The organism is Nonomuraea sp. B10E15 (assembly GCF_039871615.1).
GTDB lineage: Bacteria > Actinomycetota > Actinomycetes > Streptosporangiales > Streptosporangiaceae > Nonomuraea.
On record NZ_JBDPMB010000005.1, the window covers coordinates 295,274 to 311,277 of the forward strand.

Annotated in this window: 16 protein-coding genes; 10 read left to right on the plus strand and 6 right to left on the minus strand. The window is 72.5% G+C overall.

The features are described from left to right. Nucleotides 1-87 precede the first annotated feature (87 nt). A complete protein-coding gene (locus ABGB14_RS19160) occupies nucleotides 88-1,041 on the plus strand; it encodes an endonuclease/exonuclease/phosphatase family protein (protein WP_347645037.1) in 954 nt (317 codons plus the stop codon). Nucleotides 1,042-1,148: 107 nt separating this feature from the next. Here ABGB14_RS19160 and ABGB14_RS19165 read toward each other — a convergent pair whose 3' ends face one another. Together ABGB14_RS19165 and ABGB14_RS19170 are read right to left on the minus strand one after the other, a co-directional pair. Then, nucleotides 1,149-1,457, minus strand: coding sequence for a hypothetical protein (locus ABGB14_RS19165; protein ID WP_201761224.1), 309 nt, complete (start codon nucleotides 1,455-1,457; stop codon nucleotides 1,149-1,151). Between the two features lie 3 nt (nucleotides 1,458-1,460). Then, nucleotides 1,461-2,540 carry an exo-alpha-sialidase gene (locus ABGB14_RS19170; RefSeq protein ID WP_347645038.1) on the minus strand — a complete coding sequence of 360 codons (1,080 nt, stop codon included), beginning with the start codon at nucleotides 2,538-2,540 and terminating at the stop codon, nucleotides 1,461-1,463. A 152-nt stretch (nucleotides 2,541-2,692) separates the two neighbouring features. Here ABGB14_RS19170 and ABGB14_RS19175 point away from each other — a divergent pair, with 152 nt between their 5' ends. Beyond that, nucleotides 2,693-3,484 carry a helix-turn-helix transcriptional regulator gene (locus ABGB14_RS19175; protein ID WP_347645039.1) on the plus strand — a complete coding sequence of 264 codons (792 nt, stop codon included), beginning with the start codon at nucleotides 2,693-2,695 and terminating at the stop codon, nucleotides 3,482-3,484. Between the two features lie 33 nt (nucleotides 3,485-3,517). On the opposite strand, the gene ABGB14_RS19180 is transcribed toward ABGB14_RS19175, so the two are convergent. Next, nucleotides 3,518-5,035, minus strand: coding sequence for a sialidase family protein (locus ABGB14_RS19180; protein WP_347645040.1), 1,518 nt, complete (start codon nucleotides 5,033-5,035; stop codon nucleotides 3,518-3,520). Nucleotides 5,036-5,118: 83 nt separating this feature from the next. Continuing rightward, on the minus strand, nucleotides 5,119-6,237 hold the full coding sequence (locus tag ABGB14_RS19185) for a globin domain-containing protein (RefSeq protein WP_347645041.1): 1,119 nt from the start codon (nucleotides 6,235-6,237) through the stop codon (nucleotides 5,119-5,121). 494 nt (nucleotides 6,238-6,731) lie between these two features. Between ABGB14_RS19185 and ABGB14_RS19190 the strand changes: the two genes are divergently transcribed. From ABGB14_RS19190 to ABGB14_RS19200, 3 genes are read left to right on the plus strand one after another with little or no spacing between them, the layout of a single operon-like run. Then, nucleotides 6,732-7,418, plus strand: a complete 687-nt coding sequence (locus ABGB14_RS19190) for a gamma-glutamyl-gamma-aminobutyrate hydrolase family protein (protein WP_347645042.1) — start codon at nucleotides 6,732-6,734, stop codon at nucleotides 7,416-7,418. Nucleotides 7,419-7,427: 9 nt separating this feature from the next. Continuing rightward, nucleotides 7,428-8,342 (plus strand): alpha/beta hydrolase, encoded by a 915-nt coding sequence (locus tag ABGB14_RS19195; protein WP_347645043.1) that lies wholly within the window; start codon nucleotides 7,428-7,430, stop codon nucleotides 8,340-8,342. After that, nucleotides 8,339-9,118 carry an enoyl-CoA hydratase/isomerase family protein gene (locus tag ABGB14_RS19200; protein ID WP_347645045.1) on the plus strand — a complete coding sequence of 260 codons (780 nt, stop codon included), beginning with the start codon at nucleotides 8,339-8,341 and terminating at the stop codon, nucleotides 9,116-9,118. Before ABGB14_RS19195 ends, ABGB14_RS19200 begins: the two co-directional genes overlap by 4 nt. 283 nt (nucleotides 9,119-9,401) lie before the next feature. Here ABGB14_RS19200 and ABGB14_RS19205 read toward each other — a convergent pair whose 3' ends face one another. Together ABGB14_RS19205 and ABGB14_RS19210 are read right to left on the minus strand one after the other, a co-directional pair. Continuing rightward, on the minus strand, nucleotides 9,402-10,583 hold the full coding sequence (locus tag ABGB14_RS19205; RefSeq protein ID WP_347645046.1) for an acyl-CoA dehydrogenase family protein: 1,182 nt from the start codon (nucleotides 10,581-10,583) through the stop codon (nucleotides 9,402-9,404). 26 nt (nucleotides 10,584-10,609) lie between these two features. Then, nucleotides 10,610-11,200, minus strand: coding sequence for an SAM-dependent methyltransferase (locus ABGB14_RS19210; protein WP_347645047.1), 591 nt, complete (start codon nucleotides 11,198-11,200; stop codon nucleotides 10,610-10,612). Nucleotides 11,201-11,329: 129 nt separating this feature from the next. Between ABGB14_RS19210 and ABGB14_RS19215 the strand changes: the two genes are divergently transcribed. From ABGB14_RS19215 to ABGB14_RS19235, 5 genes are all read left to right on the plus strand, one after another. Next, nucleotides 11,330-12,934, plus strand: a complete 1,605-nt coding sequence (locus ABGB14_RS19215) for a histidine kinase (RefSeq protein ID WP_347645049.1) — start codon at nucleotides 11,330-11,332, stop codon at nucleotides 12,932-12,934. Next, nucleotides 12,931-13,608, plus strand: a complete 678-nt coding sequence (locus ABGB14_RS19220; protein ID WP_347645050.1) for a response regulator transcription factor — start codon at nucleotides 12,931-12,933, stop codon at nucleotides 13,606-13,608. Before ABGB14_RS19215 ends, ABGB14_RS19220 begins: the two co-directional genes overlap by 4 nt. Nucleotides 13,609-13,769: 161 nt before the next feature. Continuing rightward, nucleotides 13,770-14,357 (plus strand): phosphoribosylanthranilate isomerase, encoded by a 588-nt coding sequence (locus ABGB14_RS19225; protein ID WP_347645051.1) that lies wholly within the window; start codon nucleotides 13,770-13,772, stop codon nucleotides 14,355-14,357. Continuing rightward, nucleotides 14,357-15,151 carry a GNAT family N-acetyltransferase gene (locus tag ABGB14_RS19230; protein ID WP_347645052.1) on the plus strand — a complete coding sequence of 265 codons (795 nt, stop codon included), beginning with the start codon at nucleotides 14,357-14,359 and terminating at the stop codon, nucleotides 15,149-15,151. The genes ABGB14_RS19225 and ABGB14_RS19230 overlap by 1 nt, the downstream gene beginning before the upstream one ends. A 271-nt stretch (nucleotides 15,152-15,422) precedes the next feature. Next, nucleotides 15,423-16,004, plus strand: coding sequence for a CDP-alcohol phosphatidyltransferase family protein (locus ABGB14_RS19235; RefSeq protein WP_347645053.1), 582 nt, complete (start codon nucleotides 15,423-15,425; stop codon nucleotides 16,002-16,004).

Genomic DNA, 16,004 nt, shown 5'->3' on the forward strand with positions numbered 1-16,004 from the left:
GGATCTCTGTCCGCTATCCGTCTGGTGCCGGAAGATCCCCTCCGGCAGGATCGCTGGGAGCTGGTCACGAAGAAGGGGACGGCTCTCATGGGGATCTCGCGTGTGCCCGGCTTCGGGCGCCTGTTGTGGACGGTGGTGGCCTCCCTCGTCACCACCGCCGCCCTTCTGACGGCTCCCGCGTCGGCGGCCTCCTCGGCGACCGCGACGTACAAGATCTGGCACTGGAACATGGCCGGGCACCATTCGCACCTGGGCTCGACCACGAACGGCATCATCCAGGCGATCGCCGGATCGATCAGCTATCGCAAGCCGGACCTCGTGTCGATCAACGAGATCTGCCGCAACCAGTACGGCGCCGTGATCGACGCGCTGCAGGGCATGGGCTGGCCGCAGAACGCCACGAACTTCGCCCGCTTCGAGCCGATGACGGCGGCCGGCGACCCCGGCTACTGTGCCGGGCACGGCATCGGCATCGCGGTCTTCAGCCGTTTCGCGCTGGGCGAGACCCTACGGCAGACCCTGCCGTACGACGGGTCGGGCAAGCAGCGCAAGCTCCTCTGCGCGCACGTCGCCGCGCGACCCGGCACCAGATTCTGCACCACCCACCTGACCACGGTCGCCGCCTCCAAGTCCGCCCAGCTGGGCCAGGTGCACGGCGTCCTGGAGTCGTACCGCTCCAGGGGGGACGTCCCGATCATCGCGGGCGACTTCAACGTGCAGCCGGACTCACCGCTGCTGGACACCTGGTACGACGCCACGGTCAACACCGACGCCAACCACGGCAACACCGGCCGCTACCACGAGCTCGACGACCGCGAGGCCGTGTGCCCCGGCTGGGGCGAGCAGACCACCGAGAGCAACAAGCTCGGGGCCTGCGGCCAGTCGGGGAAGGTCGATCTGATCTTCGTCCCCGCCGAGCGGCTGACCCGCTACAGCGCCGACGCCCATCCGATCGGGCACGTCTGCGGCGGCAACCGCGACAAGCCCTGCTCCGACCACCGCATCGTCGACGCCACCGTCTCGGTCGCCACCGGGAAGTGAGCCGGCCTCGCTGGGCGACCCCGGGCAGGTCGCCCTGGTTCGTCGTGCCCGACATCCGTCGGGCGCCGACCGTTGTCACGGGCCCGGACGGCGGCGGCCGGCCGGGCTCAGGCGAGGGCGGGCAGCACGTAGACTTCGGCGCCCGGCGGCAGCGCGCAGTCGAGGCTGCCCAGGCCCCGGGCGTTCTCGCCGCACACGATCATGCTGATGTGCCTGCGGATGCGGCCGTACTCGTCGCGCAGCCGCTCCTCCAGCAGCGGATGCGTGCGCCGGAGCATGTCGAGGGCCGAGCCCAGGGTGGGCGGGGAGTCGCGGTCGGCGCCGACCGCGAAGACCTTCACCTCCTGCATCCCGCTCACCCACCTGCGCAACGAACTGGGCAGCACGAACACGACCAACATCACCGGCCTGCTCATCGGCTAGAGCACCGCCGCGCGCACGGTGAGCACGTCGGGCAGGTGCCGGGCGACCAGTGACCAGGTCTCGCCGTCGTCGCGCGAGCAGTGGACCTCGCCGTCGCGCGTGCCGAAGAAGACCCCCGCCTCCGACGCGGTCATCGCGTCACGCAGCACGGCCGCGTGCACCGGCCCTTCCGGCAGGCCCGCGGAGAAGGGCCGCCACGTCTCGCCGGCGTCGTCGCTGCGGAAGACGCGGTAGCGGTGGCCGACGGGCGTGCGGTCCATGTCGGCCGTGAGCGGCAGCACGAAGACCGTGTCCGGCCGCGACGGATGGGCCACGATCGGGAACCCGAAGTCGGACGGCAGGGCCGAGCCGATGTCGTGCCAGCTGCCGCCGAAGTCGTCGCTGCGATAGACGCCGAAGTGGTGCTGCAGGTAGAGCCGCTCCGGCCGGGCCGCGTCGGTGGTCACCTTGTGCACGCACTGCCCGAACTCGGGGAACTGCCTGCCCTCCGGCATGAACGGGGCGCGGATGTGCTGGTTGGCCGCCTCCCAGGTCAGGCCGCCGTCGGTCGTGCGGTAGAAGCCGCCGGTCGAGACGGCCACCCCCATGACCGCCGGGTCGGTGGGGTGGCTGACGATCGTGTGCAGGCACAGCCCGCCGCCGCCGGGCTCCCAGAGCGGGCGGTGGGGGTGCTCCCACAGGCCCTCGACGAGCCGGTAGGTGACCCCGCGATCCTCCGAGCGGAACAGGGCGCCCGGCTCGACGCCCGCCCACACCACGCCGGGCTCGGACGGCGAGGGCGCGAGCTGCCACACCCGCGTGAGCGTGGCCCCGGTCTTCTCGGGGAAGGCGATGGGCGGCTGCTCCGCCTCCTGCCAGGTCTGCCCGAGGTCATCCGAATACATGACGGACGGACCGAAGTGGCCGTATTCGACGCCGGCCAGCAGCCGGGGCGCGCCGCCGCGCGTGTCGACAGCCACCGAGGGCACCGCGATCGTGGAGAACTGGATCGGCTGGATCTCGAACGGGCCACCGCCCGCCGAGCGGGCCAGGAACAGGCCCTTGCGGGTGCCGATCGCGAGCACTGCGTCACTCATGACACGCTCCCAGGTTCGCTTTGCGGCCATCGTGTCACGCGCCACCGACAGTTACCGAGGTCTGGGAGATTCCCGTCGCTCCGCACCGGTCCGGTCGCGCATGACCCGGGACGTAATCGTCGCCATTCCCGCCAGGCGCTAACGTTCCAGATATGGGAGCGGTAGCCGTACATGAGGAATCTTTTGGTGATTTGTTGCGGTCGTGGCGGCAACGACGGCGGGTGAGCCAGCTCGATCTGGCCATCGAGGCCGGCGTCTCCGCGCGCCACGTCAGCTTCCTGGAGACCGGGCGCGCCCGGCCCAGCCGCGAGATGGTGCTGAAGCTGGCCGAGGAGCTGGAGGTGCCGCTGCGGCACCGTAACCGGCTGCTGGTGTCCGCGGGGTTCGCCCCGATCTATCCCGAGCGCGCCGTCCGGGCTCCGGAGATGCACCTCGTACGGCAGGCCCTGGACAGGATCCTGGCCGGGCACGAGCCGTATCCGGCGCTCGTGGTGGACGCCGCCTGGAACCTGGTGGCGGCCAACAAGGCGGCCGCGATGTTCATGGAGGGCGTGCCGGCGGAACTGCTGGCGGAGCCGGTCAACGTGATGCGGTTGTCGCTGCACCCGGACGCGATGGGCGGGCGGCTGCTCAACCTGGCCGAGGTGCGGGCCCACCTGCTGCACCGGTTGCGCAGGCAGGCCGAGACGTCCGGCGACGGGCGCCTGGCCGAGCTCCACGACGAGCTGGCGTCCTACGCCTATCCGGGCGTGGACCTGAACGTGGCGCACGTGCCGGGACCCGGCGACATCCTGCTGCCGCTGCGCGTCGCCGCCGGTGACCGGGTGTTGTCGATGTTCACCACGATCGCGACGTTCGGCACGCCGATGGACGTGACGGTCTCCGAGCTGGCCATCGAGACCTTCTGGCCCGCCGACGAGGAGACCGCCGCCACCTTCCGCTGACCGCTCCTGGCCGTTACGCCCGCGGCGATGGGGCTAGCGGGCCGTGGCGGGCGGGACCGGTGTCTCCTCGCCCGTCGCGGTGGCCACCTCGACGGAGATCGGAGCCGGGCCCCCGCCCGTGATCGGCAGGCCGCCGGTGACGGTGCAGGTGCGGACGTCGTACGCCCCGCCCGAAGGCGGCGCCGCCACCGTGAAGGCCGCGTGGGCCGCGCCGCCGGGGACGACCGAGGTGGAGATGTAGTCGCCCGCCATGCGGCCCTGCGCGGTGTCGGCGAACCAGTCCAGCGGCATCGCCCCGTGCAGCTCCTGAGGGGCCGCCCAGGTGGCCCCGCCGTTGGTGGAGGAGGTGTAGCCGACCGTCAGCCTGCAGGTGGCGGCGGTGCAGGCGGCGTCGGGGTAGCGGTAGTAGGTGAGCGCGAGCCGTACCGTGCCGCCCGCGCTGGCGCGGTCGACGCCCAGGCCGGGGATGAAGTGGTCGCCGCCGTCGCTGGTGGCCCGCATGACACGGCTCCACTCCTCGCCGGTGGCGGACCTGCTCAGCACGATGTCGTTGCCGGAGCACCGGTACTGGAAGCGGCAGTCGTGCCAGGCGACGTACACGGCGCCGGTCGCGTCCGTCTCCGCCGACGGCAGCGGCGCCGCCCGCAGGCCGCCCGCGACCGTGTGCCGCCGCACCGCCGTGACCAGCACGCTGGGTTCCCAGCTCGCGCCGCCGTCGCCGGAGCGGATGGAGCGGATCTCGCCCTCGTCGCTCAGGTACGGCACCACCACGACCCCGTCAGGCCGCACGACCGGCTGCCCGCCGAGCCCGTTCGCGGGGGTGGCGGTCACCGTCCAGGTCAGGCCGCCGTCGGAGGAACGCGCCATCGTGATCGCGTTGCCCGCGGCGTGGTCGTCGAAGGTCGCGTGGCAGTGGCCGTGGAAAGGGCTGGACAGGCTGTTGTCGCAGGCGATCCAGGTCTTGTCCAGGTCGCCGCCCCCGTCCCCGCCCTCATCGCCGCCGTTCCCGCCGTCCCCGTCCCCGCCCCTGTCGCCGTCGTCGTCGCCCGCCGTGGCCACCGTGACGGGCGCGTCCCACGTACGGCCGCCGTCGGCGGAGCGGCTGGCGAGCACCGCCGTCCCTGCGATCCCGCCCTCCTCCGACAGCGCCAGCGACGCGATCAGCCAGACGCGGTGCCGGGCGTCGTAGGCCACCGACGGGTCGCTGACCCGGTCGTGGGAGCCGCCGCCGAACGTGGTGATCCCGGGCAGCACCCCCTTCGTCCAGGTGCCGCCGTTGTCGGAGGAGGCGGCGAACGCGATGCCGGTGGCGCCGCCGTCGAAGAACCGGCCCGACTGGTGCGCGGTCACGAGGGCCGAGCCCCACTGGAAGGTGTCGGGCCCGGCCTGGGTGCCGTGCTGGCTGGTGGCGTTGGCGTACGCGTCGGACCCGATCTCGGTCAGCGGGACCGCCGCGGCGGCGGGGGAGGAGGAGGTGAGCAGGAGGGTCGCGGCGACGGCGGCCGGCACGGACAGGAGCCCGTTTCCTCGGCGCCCGGCGGGGGATGGCACAGTCCACCTCCACTTGGCGTGTCAGTTCCAGCTGGCACCGTTCCGCCGCCGCTGTCAACCTCCTGATCGCCGATCGGGCCCCCTCATCGTTCCGCGCGCACGACGTCGCGGTGGATCCGCGACAGGGGCACGCCGTCGCGCTGCAGGCAGCGGACCGTCTCGTTCACCATGGGCGACGGGCCGCAGACGTACACGTCGTGCTCGGTCCAGGAGCGCAGGCGCCGGGTGACCTCGGGTAGGTGGCCGCGCATCCCGTCGTACGACGGCTGGTCCGAGACCACGGGCACGACCCGCAGCCACGGGAAGGCCGACTCCATCCTGATCAGGTCGGGCAGGTCGTACAGCTCGCCGGCGGTGCGGGCGCCGTGCAGCAGGTGGATGGCGGGCCGCCGGCCGGAGGCGATGATGGACTCCACGATCGCCTTCAGCGGCGCCAGGCCCGTGCCGCCCGCCACGCACAGCACGTCGCGCACGCTCTGCTCGCGCGGTGTCATCGTGCCCATCGGCGGCCCCAGCATGACCGTGTCGCCGACCCGCGTGTGCCTGGCCAGGGTCGTCGACACCCAGCCGCCGGGCACCGAGCGCACGTGCAGGCTGATCGTGTTGTCCTGGCGCGGCGCGTTGGCGATGGAGAACGTGCGCCACACGCGGGGCCAGCGCGCCGTCTGCACGGTGACGTACTGGCCGGACGTGTACGGCAGCCGCTGCGCGGGCCGCAACGTGATGACCGCGATGTCCTGGTGGCGCAGCTCGTGGCCGACGACCTCGGCGAGCCACCAGGCGGGCGAGACCCCCGCGTCGGCCTCGGCCGAGTCGATCATCATCTTGGCGGCGGCCGCGTACGCCGCCACCCACGCCTCCTCGATCTCGGGGCTCCATACCTCGGCGGCGAAGCGGCGGACCGTGGCGAGCAGCGCCTTGCCCACGGCCGCGTAGTGGTCGGCGACCACGCCGTACTTGCGGTGGTCCCGGCCCATCTGGCCGAGGAACCCCGCCATGCTGTCCGGGCTGTCCAGGCTCCACACGATCCTGGTCAACGCGCTGAACAACCGGTCGCGCTGGACGTCCAGAGCCGGCGGGAACATGCCTCGCAGGTGTGGATTCTCAGCGAACAGCCGGCCGTAGAAGTAGGCCGTGGCCTGCTCGGCCACCGGCTCGATGACGGAGAAACTCTCCTTGACCAGGCGCGGATTCAACGACATATTCCCACCCCACTTGTGACCGGAAACGCATTCCGGTCTTGCCGTTCACCTCCCTGACGGTTCCGGGTGATGAGCGCACGTCCCTCCCCGGCACTTCTGCTGCGCTCGCAAATGAGTCTTACACCACCGATGACGCGTCACAACCATTTCCCTCCAATAAGGTGCGAAGCAGAATCTTGCGCAGGGCTGTCCGTACGATATTTCTAGGTTTTTCGGACAATAATCGTGAATAAAAGTCGCATTCATGTGATGGGGGAGCCGGATGCGCCCTCCGGGCGTCACGGCGCCTCGCCTCGAGGACGGCCCCGTCGATCGTCGGGTCAGTCGCCGGGTCGATCACCGGGTCGATCGCCGGGGGCCGTGGGAGGCACGTGGCGGGAGGGGATCTTGGGGAGGGGTGACAAATCGGAAAGGCTGTGCGCCATGATGGGCATGTAGCCGTCACCTCGACCGGCTGGTGGCCGAACGAACTCCACCATGCCCCTGGAGATCGCATGTCCCGTCCGCTGATCGGTATCACCGCCTACTTCGAGGCCGCCCGCTGGAGCGACTGGGTGCGGGAGGCCGTGCTCTCGCCGCCCTCCTACGCCAAGGCGGTCGACCGGGCCGGGGGCGCGCCCGTGGTGCTCCCGCCGCTCGGCCTGAACGCCATCGACGACTACGTACGCGGCCTGCGGGGGGTGGTTCTGGCCGGAGGGGTCGAGGTGGACGCCTCCGCCTACAACGGCGAGCGCGACGACCGGGTCCCCGACGGGCAGCCGCACCGCGACCGCTTCGAACTGGCCCTGGCCAGGGCGGCGGTCAAGGCCGACGTGCCGATCCTGGCCATCGCCAGGGGCATGCACGTGCTCAACGTCGCCCAGGGCGGCACGCTGATCCCCTGGTTGCCCGACGTGCTCGGCGACCACCATCACGCCGAGCCTGGCACGCCCCACACGCTCCAGGTCAGCGTGTCCAGCAAGCTCGGCAAGGCGATCGGCGACCGGGTCGAGGTCGTCGCGCCGCACCACCAGTCCGTCCGCCGCCTCGGCACCGGGCTGCTGGCCGTGGCCTGGGCCGACGACCAGATCGTCGAGGGCGTCGAGGTGCAGGGCCACAGGTTCGGCGTGGGCGTGCAATGGCATCCCGAGCGCGATCTCGAGGATCGGCTCTTCGATGCGTTCATGGAGGCGGCCCGATAAGCTTCGATCATGCCGCTGCACCCTCAGTCGCGGGACTACATCGCCGTCCATCCGTCGGATCTGGGCGCCGATCCGGCCATGCTCGACCTGGCCGGGATCCAGGAGTTGCGCGCACATGACGGCCTGGCGGCCCAGCGCGGTCCGCTCACCAAGCTGCCGTTCGTCCGCGACGAGCGCGCCGAGGGCGTGCCGATCCGGATCTACCGCGCCGACCCGGGCGACGGCCAGCTGCCCGTCGTGGTCTATTTCCACGGGGGCGGGTGGGTCCTCGGCAGCGTCAAGCGCAACGACGCGTTGGGGCGCGACCTGGCCATCCGCGCCGGCGCGGTGGTCGTGTCCGTCGACTACCGGCTGGCCCCCGAGCACGCCTTCCCGGCCGCCGCCGACGACGCGTGGACGGTCGTGCGCGACATCTTCGCCAGGCCCGCCTTCTACCAGAGCAACGGCCGCGTGGCCGTCGTCGGCGACAGCGCGGGCGGCAACCTGGCGGCCGTCGCCGCATGGCAGGCCCGCGACGCCGGGCTCCGGCTGGCCCACCAGGTGCTCGTCTACCCGGTGCTCGACGTGGCGATGCGGACGCCCAGCTACACGGAGTTCGCCAAGGGCTTCGGGCTGGAGGCCGAGGAGATGGCGTGGTTCGCCCGCCAGTACGCCCCCGACGCCGACCCGGCCGACCCGCGGCTGTCCCCGCTGTGCCTGCCCGACGTCGCCGGCCTGGCGCCCGCCACCATCGTGACGGCCGAATACGACGTGCTCCGCGACGAGGGCGAGAGCTACGCCCGGCGCCTGACGGACGCCGGCGTGCCGGTCGAGCTACGCAGGTTCGACGGCGCGGTGCACAACTTCTTCGGCCTGCCCGGCCTGTTCGACCAGGCGGGCGAGGCCCGCGACCACATCGCGGGGCGGCTGCGAGAGGCGCTGTGACCTACACCAAGCTGAAGATCGACACCCCGGCCGACGGCGTGCTGCGGGTCACGATCAGCGAGCCGGGCCGGCTCAACGCCGTCGACGCCGCGGCCCACCGCGAGCTGGGCGAGATCTGGCGCGACGCCGACCGCGACGACGGCGTCAGGGCCGTGCTCGTCCGGGGAGAGGGCACGGCGTTCTCCGCCGGCGGCGACCTGTCCATGATCGAGGAGATGACCCGCGACCACGCCACCAGGCTGCGCGTCTTCGCCGAGGCCCGCGACATCGTCTACAACGTCCTCAACTGCTCCAAGCCGATCGTCTCGGCCATCCAGGGCCCCGCCGTCGGCGCCGGGCTCGCCGTCGCGCTCCTGGCCGACATCTCCGTCGCCGGGCGCACCGCGCGGATCATCGACGGTCACACGAGGCTCGGCGTCGCCGCGGGCGACCATGCCGCGATCGTCTGGCCGCTGCTGTGCGGGCTGGCCAAGGCGAAATACCACCTGCTGCTGTGCGAGCCCGTGACGGGCGAGCAGGCCGAGCGGATGGGGCTGGTCAGCCTCTGCGTCGACGACGACCAGGTGCACGACAGGGCGCTGGAGATCGCGGTACGCCTCGCCGCCGGCGCCCAGGAGGCGATCAGGCTGACGAAATACTCGCTCAACAACTGGCTGCGCCTGGCGGGCCCGTCGTTCGACGCCTCCCTCGCCATGGAGTTCCTCGGCTTCACCGGGCCCGACGTGACCGAGGGCCTGCGCGCCCTGCGGGACAAGCGGCCGCCGTCGTTCGGCTGATGCGCCGGGTGTGCTTGCCGCCCGCCCGGGTAGGCGCAGCCCCAAGGTCGACCAGATGACCGCGCCGGCACCGGCGGGCACTGTTCGCCGAGGCCGAGAACGTCGCCCCGGCGGACGCGGAGCCGAAAGCCTCGCAGGGCGTCCGGCGCACGCCGTACGACGAAGGGGGAGAGCGCGCGGCGATGGCCCAGTGGACGAGCAGGGTGGACGAGCGGGGCGAACGCGCCAGAACGGGTGGGCGTCGGCGCTCCACGCCTCGCGGCCGGCCCGACCGGCCCGGCCGCTAGAAGCTGCGGGGGAGTCCGAGCACCTGGGTCGCGAGGTAGTTGAGCAGGAGCTCCTCGGTCACAGGTGCCACCTTCGCGATCCTGGCGTCGGTCAGCAGCCTGGCGACCGGATACTCGTGGGAATAGGCCATCCCGCCGTGCGTCTGGAACGCCGCGTCTGCCGCCTCCCAGGCCGCCTGTGACGCCGTGAGCTTGGCGATGTTGGCCTCGGTGCCGCACGGCAGCCGCCGGTCGAAGCACCACGCGGCCTTGTAGATCATCAATCTGGCCAGCTCGATCTTGGCCTTCACCTGCGCCAGCGGGAAGGAGATCGCCTGGTTGGCGCCGATCGGCCGGCCGAACACCTCCCGCTCCCTGGCATAGTCGACGGCCACCCGCAACGCGACCTCCGCCGTGCCGAGCGCCGAGGCGGCCAGCAGCACCCGCTCGGGGTTGAGGATGTCCCACAACACCGCCACACCCTGGTCCACCTCACCGACCACGTTGGAGGCGGGCACCCGCAGATCGTCGATGAACACCATGTTCGACGGCGTCGTGTTCGCGCCCATCTTGGGGATCGGCCGGTAGGACAGGCCTCCGGAGGCGACCGCCTCGGGCACGTTCACCAGCAGCACCGTCAGCCCGTGGCTGCGCGGGCGCGCTTCGGCGGCCGGGACCGTCCTGGTCACCAGCAGCATCCAGGTGGCCCGCTGCACGCCGGTGATCCAGATCTTCTGCCCGTTGACCACGAAATCCCCGCCGTCGCGCCGGGCCGACGTGGTGATCGCCAGCGAGTTGGATCCGGCGTCCGGCTCGGTCAGCGCGAAGCAGGTCTCGACCTCGCCCGTGGCCAGCCTCGGCAGCAGTTCCGCCCGCTGCCCGGCGCTGCCGTGCCGGTCGATCGTGAGCGCGCCGAAGCCGGGGGTCAGCACGTACGTGAACGCCGACCCGCCCGCCGCGCCCGACGCCGAGAGCGTCTCCGTGGCCACCGCCAGCTCCAGCAGCCCCTGCCCGCCGCCGCCGTGCTCCTCCGGCACCGCCAGGCCCAGCCAGCCGCCCTTGGCCAGCTCGTCCCAGACCTCCTCAGGCCAGCGCTTGTCGCTCTCGCACCGCTGCCAGTAGGCGAGGTCGTATCGCGAGCAGATGGCGCCGATGCCCCGCTGGACGGCGAGGGCGCTCTCGGGAAGGGTGAAGTCCATCACGCCATCGTAGAATCATGTTCTGATCAGGGTCGAGGCCGCCGCGCGTGGAAGACGAAGGCCGGGGGAGGGTTGCGCCACACCGTACGCCCCGGCACGACCTCCTCGAAGCGCTCGGCCAGCAGCGCACGGAAGCGCCGCGCCGAGCTGAGCGGGATGGCGTGCACGTAGGAGAACGTGGTGAACGCCGCCACCGGGCTCATCGCCGACGTCACCGCACCGAGCAGGTCACGCTGCGTCTCCTCGGGGAACGCCGCCCACGGCAGCCCGCTGACCACCACGTCCGCCTGCCGCAGCCCTCGCTCGCGCAGCAACTCGCCGAGCCGGGCCGCGTCGGCGTGCGCCACGTCCACGGTGGGGAAGCGCTCGGCGAGCAGCTGCGCCATCAGGTCGTTGACCTCGACGGCGAGGTGGTGGCCCCGCCCGGCGAGCCGCTGCTGGATCTCCGCGGTGAACGGGCCGGTGCCGGGTCCCAGCTCCACCACGGTCGGCTCGCCGCGCTCGGGGATCGGCGCGCAGACGTTCGCGGCCAGCCGGCGCGAACTCGGGGCGACCGCGCCGATCTTGGAGGGGGCACGCAGGAACTGGCCAAGGAAGAGTGCGCTGTCGTTCGACATGGCACGACTTTATGGGCAGGATCTTGGTGGGTCGCTCCCTCCTCCGGGCGGATGTGCGGCCAGTAGGAGGAGGCGGAGCCGTCCACGGGAAGGATCGGCCTTCCACGCTGGGCGGATACGGTTGTGCGCATGCGCTGGCGCGGTGTCCCTCTCGATGTCCTGCTCGCCGTCTCCGGCGTGGGCCTCGACCTGCTGACGACGGCGCACGCGGGCGACACCGAGTTCCTGCCCGCCGAGATGAACCTCCCGATGGCGCTGCTGGTGGGCCTGCCCATGGGGCTCGTCCGGCACCGGCCGGTGACCGTCACCTTCTGCCTGGCCGCGCTGCTCATGGTGACCGACCAGATCGGCTCGTTCACCTCCAACACCGCGCAGATCCTCATCTGCGTCGCCCTCGGCGTGGCGGGGCACCGCTCCGGCCTGCGGGCCACCACCGCGGCCGTGGCCGTCACGATCCTCGCCACCGCGTGCAACATCGCCGACCCCGGCTTCGCGCCGACCGCCAACACCTGGATGTACTCCGTCCTCCTGCCGGTCTTCCCCGCCGTGCTCGGCGCCTACCTGCGCAGCACGGCGGGGCGGCTGGAGGAGCGCGACGTCACGCCCGACGCGCTGCTCGCCGCCGGCGGGGTCGCCATCACCGTGCTCAGCACGTGGAGCTCCTGGCACCTGGGCGCGCAGCCCGTCTGGGTGGTGGGGCTGCTGGCCGTCGTGGGCGGCCTGTCGCTGGGCATCGCCAGGCGGCTGCCGGGACTGGTGTTCCTGCTGCAGGGCGTGCTGCTCGTCTCCGCCGACACCTACCTGAACAACACCGTCAACACCTGCGTGATCCTCACCCTGACCGCGATCGGCGTGTTCTCCATGCGGGTGGGGTCGTGGGCCTGGGTCGGGGCCGCCTACCTGACCGGCTGCCTGCTCACCGCGATCGCCGTGGTCGGCCCCGAGACCGAGATCACCCCGTTCCGCGCCGGCGTGCTGATGACGCTGGTGGCCACGCCGATCGCGATCGGCCGTTACCTCGGGATGCGGCAGGCCGCCCTGGCCGCGGAACGGCTGCGCGCCGAGGAGTCCGCCCGCGCCGCCGTCGCGCAGGTGCGGGCCGACCAGCTGGCCGAACGCGAGCGCATCGCCCGCGACGTGCACGACATCGTCGCCCACCACGTCGGCGCCATGGTGCTGCGCGCCGGCGCCGCCCGCTACGCCGCGCCCGACGGCCCCGTCGCCGACGCGCTCACCGACATCCGCGACGCCGGCCACCAGGTGCTGCAGGACCTGCGCGAGCTGCTCGACCTGCTGCGCGACCCCGACAGGCAGCCCGGCCTGCTGGCCAACCCCGCCGACGTCATCCGCGAGTCGGCCGACCGCATGGCCGCCGCCGGCCTCGACGTCGAGCTCGACCTCGACCCGGCCGCCGACCGCGCCCCGCTCATCGCCCGCGCCTCCGCCGCCCGTATCGTCCAGGAAGGACTCACCAACGTGCTCAAACACGCCGGACCAGGCACGCAGGTCCGCGTCAGCGTCACCCCGTCACGCGACGGGCTCTCCGTGGAGATCCGCAACGGCCGGCCGCCCACCGACATCGAGCGGCTGCCCTCCTCCGGGCGCGGGCTGGCCGGCATGCGCGAACGCGTCCGCGCCCTCGGCGGCACCCTGTCCGCCGGCCCCGACGGCGAGGGCGGCTGGCTCCTGGCCGCCAGCCTGCCCGCGCGCCTGTCCCAGGGGAGCACCGCGTGATCCGCGTGCTGATCGCCGACGACCAGGCGCTCGTCCGCGCGGGCGTGCGCATGCTGCTGCAGGTCGCGGGCGACATGGAGGTGATCGGCGAGGCCGTCGACGGCGCCGAGGCGGTGCGGCTGGCCGAACGCCACCTGCCCGACGTGATCCTCATGGACCTGCGCATGCCCAAGGTCGACGGCCTGGAGGCGATCAAACGCGTGGTCAGGACCCGTCCGGGGGTCAGGATCGTGGTGCTGACGACGTTCGCCGAGGACGCCAACGTCTACGCCGCCCTGCGGGCCGGCGCGGTCGGGTTCCTGGTCAAGGACGACGATCCCGAGCGCATGGTGGACGCCGTGCGCCGCGCGGCGGCCGGGGAGCAACTGCTGGCGCCGTCCGTGTTGCGCAGGGTCGTGGAGCGGTTCCTGGCCGCGGGGGAGCAGCACGTCGCGCCCGCCCCGCCCGCCGGGCTGACCGAGCGGGAGGTCGAGGTGCTCGCCCTGGTGGGGGCAGGTCTGTCCAACGCCGAGATCGCCGAGGAACTGTACGTGGGCGTCACCACCGTCAAGACCCACATCGCGGCGGCGATGGACAAGCTGGGCCTGCGCAACCGCATCCAGGCCGCCGTCGTCGCCCACCGCACCGGCCTGGTCGACGCCTCCTTCCGCCCCGTACGCCCGCCCCGCGGCTGAGCGCCCGCCCCCGCCCTCCGGCTGAGCGCCGCCGGTACGCGGGCCGGCGTACCGGTCGGCGTACCGTCCGGCGGCACGTCCTGCGGGTCGCCGCCGGACGGTCCTGACCGCCGGAGGGCCGCGGTCGCCGGAGGGCGGCCGCCGCCGCTAAGGTCGGGAGTGTGTACGTGAAGATCTGCGGGCTGAGCGAGCCGGAGCACGTTGCCGCCGCCGTCGAGGCGGGAGCCGACGCCATCGGGCTGGTCATGACCCGCAGCCCCCGAAGGATCACCGTCGAGCGGGCGGCCGCGCTGGCCGCGCTCGTTCCCGCCCACGTGCTCACCGTCGGGGTGTTCCGGGGCGAGGACCCCGAGACGGTGCGCGCGGCCGCGCTGGCCTCCGGGGTGCGTGCCGTGCAGCTGCACGGCAGGCATCCGCACGGCGACTTCACCGCTCTGAAGGACCTCGGCGTGCGCCTGGTCAGGGCCGTCGACGCGGAGGCGGACCTGCGGTGCGGCGCCTTCGACGAGGACCTGCTCATCGTCGACGCGCCACACGCCGGATCCGGCCTGCCCTGGGAGTGGGCGGCCGTGCGCGGCAGGCCGTCCGGCCGGTGGTTGCTGGCGGGCGGCCTCGCCCCGGGCAACGTCGCCGACGCGATCGCGGCGGCCGAGCCGTGGGGGGTCGACGTGTCCAGCGGCGTGGAGACGTCGCCCGGGGTGAAGGACCCGGCTCTCATCAGGGCGTTCCTGACGGCCGTACGCGGCTGATGGACGGGCACGCCGGCGCCGCCGCGCCGGGAGACCTGGCCCGTGCCATCGGCTTCACCCACGCCTTCGCCCGGCGCAGGGCGCCCGTCGAGGTGCCGGTCCCTGGCGGGTTCGCGGTGCTGGACGACAGCTTCCCCCGCTCCTACGACGACAACAAGCTGATCGTCTGGTCCGGCGACCCGGATGCGGACGAGCTGCTCCGGGCGGCGGACGAGGTGCTCGCCGAGCGGGCCCACCGGCTGGTGTGCGTGGACGACGACCGGCTCGGCGCCACCCTCGCACCCGCTTTCGCCGCCGCCGGCTACGAGCACGAGACCAACCTGATCATGGCCTACCGCGGCGCGATACCCCACGACCCGCCCGCGGCCGACCGGCTGGAACTGCAGGAGCTGCTGCCCGTGCTGCGCCGCGACTGGCGCCAGGCGCTGCCGCAGGCGCCCGACGACGTGATCGACGGGCTCGCCTGGCGCGTGCAGCGCCGGCTGCGCGGGGCGGGCACGGCGGGCACGGTGGGTTTCCGCGGGGTCCGCGCCGGCGACGGGGAGGCGGGGGAGATCGCCGCCAGGGCCGACCTGTACGTCGACGGCGGGGTCGCCCAGATCGAGAGCGTCTTCACCGGCGAGCAGCACCGGGGCAAGGGCCATGCGCGGGCCCTGATGACCGCGCTGCTCGCGGAGCAGGCGGAGGCCGAGCTGATCTTCCTGGTGGCCGATGCGGCCGACTGGCCGAAAGACTTCTACGGCCGGCTCGGGTTCGAACCCCTCGGTTCCACCCACGCCTTCCTCCGCGCCTGACGGCCCTGCTCCGGCGGGCCTGCTCCGGCGGGCCTGCTCTGACGGCCTGCTCTGACGGCCCGCTCCGGCGACCCCGCTCGGCTACCCGCTCCGGCTACCCGCGGAGGCGGTGCCCAGGGGCTCGCCGGACCGGAAGCGGGCCGCTGAGCGGGCGCTCGTGTGCGAGCGGCCGGCGGGCGCCCCGGACCGCCGTCGAGGCCGCGGGGGCCCGCCGTGAAGGGAGTTCGGGCGGGACCGCTGCGGTGGAGTTCCACGCAGTAGGGTCTCCTGCGTGAGCGATACTTCCGCCGAGGACCGGATCTGGACGGTTCCTAACCTGCTGAGCTTCCTGCGCCTCCTGGGCGTCCCCGTGTTCCTCTGGCTGGTTCTGGGGCCCAAGGCGGACGGGTGGGCGATCGGGATCCTCGCGGTCGCCGGCTTCACGGACTGGCTCGACGGAAAGATCGCCCGGGCCTTCAACCAGACGAGCAGGCTGGGCCGGATCATCGACCCGGCCGCCGACAAGCTCTACGTCTTCGCCACCATCTTCGCGCTGCTGCTGCGCGACGTCATCCCGTGGTGGCTGGTCGCGGTCATCGTCGGTCGCGAACTCTTCGTCGCGTGTTCCTTCCCCGTACTTCGCAAACATGGCTATAAGGCACTTCAGGTGCATTTCCTGGGCAAGGCCGCCATGTTCAATCTCATGTACGCCTTCCCTCTCCTCTTCCTTGCCTCCCACACTGGGTGGTATGCCGATATAGCCCGAATTGTCGGGTGGGCGTTCGCCCTATGGGGAACGGGCCTGTACTGGTGGGCGGGGGTGCTGTATGTGGTACAGGTGCGCCGGCTCGTAATCTCGGCCAAGAAGGAGTGA

Coding starts and splice junctions, on each gene's coding strand:
- ABGB14_RS19160 (WP_347645037.1), top strand. CDS start 88: ATGGGGATCTCGCGTGTGCCCGGCTTCGGGCGCCTGTTGTGGACGGTG.
- ABGB14_RS19165 (WP_201761224.1), bottom strand. CDS start 1,457: ATGAGCAGGCCGGTGATGTTGGTCGTGTTCGTGCTGCCCAGTTCGTTG.
- ABGB14_RS19170 (WP_347645038.1), bottom strand. CDS start 2,540: ATGAGTGACGCAGTGCTCGCGATCGGCACCCGCAAGGGCCTGTTCCTG.
- ABGB14_RS19175 (WP_347645039.1), top strand. CDS start 2,693: ATGGGAGCGGTAGCCGTACATGAGGAATCTTTTGGTGATTTGTTGCGG.
- ABGB14_RS19185 (WP_347645041.1), bottom strand. CDS start 6,237: ATGTCGTTGAATCCGCGCCTGGTCAAGGAGAGTTTCTCCGTCATCGAG.
- ABGB14_RS19190 (WP_347645042.1), top strand. CDS start 6,732: ATGTCCCGTCCGCTGATCGGTATCACCGCCTACTTCGAGGCCGCCCGC.
- ABGB14_RS19195 (WP_347645043.1), top strand. CDS start 7,428: ATGCCGCTGCACCCTCAGTCGCGGGACTACATCGCCGTCCATCCGTCG.
- ABGB14_RS19205 (WP_347645046.1), bottom strand. CDS start 10,583: ATGGACTTCACCCTTCCCGAGAGCGCCCTCGCCGTCCAGCGGGGCATC.
- ABGB14_RS19210 (WP_347645047.1), bottom strand. CDS start 11,200: ATGTCGAACGACAGCGCACTCTTCCTTGGCCAGTTCCTGCGTGCCCCC.
- ABGB14_RS19215 (WP_347645049.1), top strand. CDS start 11,330: ATGCGCTGGCGCGGTGTCCCTCTCGATGTCCTGCTCGCCGTCTCCGGC.
- ABGB14_RS19230 (WP_347645052.1), top strand. CDS start 14,357: ATGGACGGGCACGCCGGCGCCGCCGCGCCGGGAGACCTGGCCCGTGCC.